The sequence below is a fragment of the Streptomyces misionensis genome, from assembly GCF_007896895.1.
GTDB classification, from domain to species: Bacteria; Actinomycetota; Actinomycetes; order Streptomycetales; family Streptomycetaceae; genus Streptomyces; species Streptomyces misionensis_A.
Genome location: NZ_VOGW01000008.1, coordinates 14,761 through 18,561 on the forward strand (window position 1 = coordinate 14,761; position 3,801 = coordinate 18,561).

Annotated in this window: 3 protein-coding genes; all 3 read right to left on the reverse strand. The window is 72.7% G+C overall.

The genetic code is table 11. The features are described from left to right. Positions 1 to 176: 176 nt before the first annotated feature. The 3 genes from FRZ03_RS01540 to FRZ03_RS01550 are packed head-to-tail and all read right to left on the reverse strand — an operon-like array spanning position 177 to position 3,747. A complete protein-coding gene (locus FRZ03_RS01540) occupies positions 177 to 1,439 on the reverse strand; it encodes a type III PLP-dependent enzyme (protein ID WP_146463286.1) in 1,263 nt (420 codons plus the stop codon). Further along, entirely contained in the window at positions 1,436 to 2,719 is a 1,284-nt protein-coding gene (locus tag FRZ03_RS01545) for a DUF6271 family protein (protein WP_146463287.1), read from the reverse strand. Before FRZ03_RS01545 ends, FRZ03_RS01540 begins: the two co-directional genes overlap by 4 nt. Beyond that, complete coding sequence (locus FRZ03_RS01550; protein ID WP_146463288.1) at positions 2,716 to 3,747, reverse strand: phytanoyl-CoA dioxygenase family protein; 1,032 nt, start codon at positions 3,745 to 3,747, stop codon at positions 2,716 to 2,718. The genes FRZ03_RS01545 and FRZ03_RS01550 overlap by 4 nt, the downstream gene beginning before the upstream one ends. Positions 3,748 to 3,801 lie beyond the last annotated feature (54 nt).

Genomic DNA, 3,801 nt, shown 5'->3' on the forward strand with positions numbered 1-3,801 from the left:
CGAGGCGGCCGTCCGCGTCGAGGGCGAAGCAGGTGGCGGGTGAGGACGCGGCCCGGGAGCGCAGCAGTTCCTCGCCCTCGGCGAGGGAGAGGTGCGCGTACGCCTCGTGTTCCAGGGCCGCCAGGCGGGGCCAGTCGCGGGCCGCGATCTCCCGGATGTGTATGCGGTGTTCCATTTCAGGGCCGTTCGTCGTCTGGGGAGCGGTGCGCGCGGACGCAGACGCAGGGCAGGGGGCCGAAGCCGTTGAAGCCCCGGGTGGTGTAGCTGGTGGCGTAGGCGCCGGCGGAGAGGATCCACACCGGGTCGCCGGAGGTGACCGTCCCGGGCACGCGCACCGGGTGGCGGCCCTCGCCGTACGCGTCGTCGCTGTCGCACGTCGGGCCGGCGACGACCGCGGACACCGTGTCCGCGGTCTCCGGGTGGCCGGGGAAGACCATCTCGTGGGTCAGCTGGTCCATCTCGTAGAGGCCGTTGAACTTGCCGCAGCTGAGGTAGAGCCAGTGCGCGTCCTCGCCGTCCGGCTGCCGGCGGCGGGTCAGCCGGGCGACATGGGCGCGGACCGCGCCGTGGTCGGCGACCAGGTGGCGGCCGGGTTCCATGACGAAGTCGACGGGGGCGAGGGCGCGCAGGCGCTCCATGCCCTCGCGGAGCACGGTGAGGATCTTGTCGAGGGGCGGGTCGAGGGGGTTGCCGTGACGGTCCCGGTAGCCGAGTGCGGGCAGGCCGCCGCCGAGGTTGACGTGGTCCGGTACGATCCCCCGCCCGGCCAGCGCCGTCAGGGTGTCGGCGAGCAGGTCGAGGGCCGCCTGCCAGGCCTCGGCGGTCATCTGCTGGGAGCCGACGTGGACGGAGAGCCCGGCCGGGGTCAGGCCCGCCGCGCGGGCGGTCTCCAGCACCCGTACGGCGTCCTCGGGTGCGCAGCCGAACTTGCGGTTCAGGCCCCACAGCGCGCCTTCCCCGCTGGTGGCGAGGCGGCAGAACACCCGGGCGCCGGGGGCGTGCCGGGCGATGGCGGTGACGTCCTCGACGCTGTCGGTCGCGAAGGTGCGGATGCCCAGGCGGTGGGCCTCGGCGATGTCCTGGTCCGACTTGACCGTGTTGCCGTAGTGGACGCGGTCGGGGCGGACGCCGGTGCGCAGGGCCTGGGCGATCTCGGTGGGGCTCGCGGCGTCGAATCCCGCGCCGCGGGCGGCGAGGCAGCCGAGGACCTCGTCCACCGGGCAGGCCTTGAGGGCGAAGCGGACCTCGGTGCCGGGCAACTCGGCGATGAGGGAGTCGTATTGGCGTTCTATGCCGGTGAGGTCGTAGACGACGCGGTCGGTGTCGGCGGCGGCCAGGGCCGCGGTGAGCGCGCCCGCGCGGGCCCCCGGCCGTCGCTCGCCCGCTCGTGCCGGCACTCGCGCGCCGGGCGCGGTCCCACGTCCCTTCGGTGCGCTCATGTGCGGGCCGCCTTGATCAGTGCGGGCCAGGACTCGATCAGCCGGGCGTAGTCCTCGATGTCCGACCGGGCCTCGTCCAGCAGCGCCTCGCGTTCCTCCGCCACCAGGTCGGCGAACTGCGCGTAGGTGCCGCCCAGTTTGCGGTAGGCGGTGTCCAGCCGGTCCAGGCGCCAGACGTTCTCGGTGCGGTCCAGGGTGGTGCTCTCGCGGAGGAAGGCCGTGACCGTCTCGGGCCGCACGTGCCGGCGCTCGTCCAGGAGGGCGGCGCCCGCACCGGCCATGCGGTCGTAGACGTGGTGGAAGTAGCGCATCGACAGCAGGAACTTCACGAAGCGGCGCTGGTAGGCGAGGAAGCCGGCGGGGGTGCGGCGTTCGGGGGTGTGGAAGTTCTCGATGTGGCGGTTGTGGAGGATGCCGGGCAGGGTCGCGTCGTGGACGAGGTGGATGAGGAAGTAGTCGCTGCCGATGGTGTCGGTGGCCGGCGGCAGCGGGACGCGTTCGTAGACCGCCCGGTCGAAGGCGATGTTGCACATGTCCACCCGCATCGGGTCGACCAGGGTGAGGGTCGAGCGGTCGCCGGTGAAGGGGGCGGTGCCCGCGCCCGTGAAGGACTCGGCGACCAGTTCCCGGGTGCGCTCCGGCGGCCAGTCGCCGGGCGCCCAGAGGCTGACCACGTCGTGGTAGACGGCCGGGTCCAGACGTCGTATCTCGCCGATGTCGACGGAGAGTTCGCCGATGAAGGAGGCACCGGCCATGGACACCGGGTGGTGGGCGTGGGCCGGGTCGAGGTCGGTGCGCACACCGGCGGCCGTGGCCTCGGCGGCGGGGCGGCCCAGCCAGGGCAGCTCGTGGTGGACCGGGAACACCGGTTGTCCGGCGTGGACTTGGTAGGCGCTGTCGGAATCCCTGCGGTGCACGGAGTCGCAGCCGAGGGCGGCGGCGAACAGGAAGGCGCGGTTGGTGCAGGCGCCGTAGGAGACGGCGGGCGGGAGCATCAGGGGCAGCAGCCGGGAGGGCAGGCCCGCCTTGTCGATCAGCGCGCCGAGGCGGGCGCGCTGCTCGGCCTCGTCCAGGTGGTGGACCGTGACGCCCGGCCGCTCGGGCAGCGCGGCGATCGTGCGGCGGTGGTCGGCCCGGGTGGGCTCGTCGGCGGAGTCGAGGATCAGCAGCTGGACGTCGGCGCCGAAGTGCCGTACGGCGTGGTCGGCTTCGGCGTGCAGGGCGGTGATCGTGGCGGGGCAGGCCCGGTTGGTGGGCAGGCAGAGGCAGATCCGGTTCACCGTGCGTCGTCCCCGCTCGTCCAGGAGTCGAGGCCGAGCAGCTTGCGCCCGAGGCCGGTCAGTTCGGCGGGGCCGTAGCGCAGGGCCTCCGGTTCGCGGGCGTCCCCGAGCAGGGTGGCGTTCCAGTCGGGGGTGGCGAGGGTGCGCCAGGAGTGCACGCGGGAGTCGCGCAGGGCGGTGTGCTCCTCCAGGGCGGGCATCATCGACAGGTACTGCACGGCCCGGACACCGTTGTCAGAGAGGTTGGGGGCGACGCCGTGCGCGAGCAGGCCGTTGAAGATGAGCAGGTCGCCGGCCTGGAGGTCGGGGCGGACGACGGGGAACTCGGTGCGGTCGGCGTTCGGGCGGATGGGGTCGCGGCCCGGTGGCTGGGCGACGCGCCATTCCTCGAAGCGCCGGAAGAGCTCCGGGGCGCACTGGAAGCCGCCGAGTTCGGGGCTGGTGTCGTTGAGGGCGATGATGCCCTGTACGCGCTGGGGCAGCACGGCGAGGGTGCTGTCGACGTCCCAGTGCAGCTCGATGTCGAAGCCCTCGTCGGTGGGGTCGATCAGGGTGCGCGAACGGGTGTGTTTGTTGGGCGGGTTGAGGTTGAGGCGGTCGAGGGTGACCCACAGCTCCGCGCAGTCCCAGACGTCCGCGAAGGCGTCGTAGACCCGCTGGGTCTGGCGGCTGTCCCAGAGGAGCTGGTGGTGGTAGGCCTCGACGAAGCCGTAGATGAACAGGTGCTGGTCGAGTTCGGAGCGGAACTCCGGCTCCTCGTACCAGGTGTCGGGCCGGTCCGGGTCGAGGCCCTGGAACCGCCAGGCGAAGTCGAGGAGTTGCTTGGCCTCGCCGGGGGTGATGGCCTCGCGGACGACGACGTAGCCGTACGTCTGCCAGAAGGCGAAGTCCTCTTCGGAAAGCACCCTGAGCGGGCGGGACTTCTCGATGTCGCGCAGGGGGGTCGGGGCGAGGTAGGTCTCGCCGTCGGCGCTGAAGTAGGGGCGGTCGGACGCCGCGCGGTGGAGATAGGGGGCGGGTGTCTGCATGCGGGCACTCCGGGGTGACGGATGCGGATGGCGGTGAGACATGTGCCGGTGGCA

Excerpts from the sequence above, each read along its gene's own strand:
- FRZ03_RS01550 (WP_146463288.1), bottom strand. The coding sequence starts at position 3,747 with ATGCAGACACCCGCCCCCTATCTCCACCGCGCGGCGTCCGACCGCCCC.
- FRZ03_RS01540 (WP_146463286.1), bottom strand. The coding sequence starts at position 1,439 with ATGAGCGCACCGAAGGGACGTGGGACCGCGCCCGGCGCGCGAGTGCCG.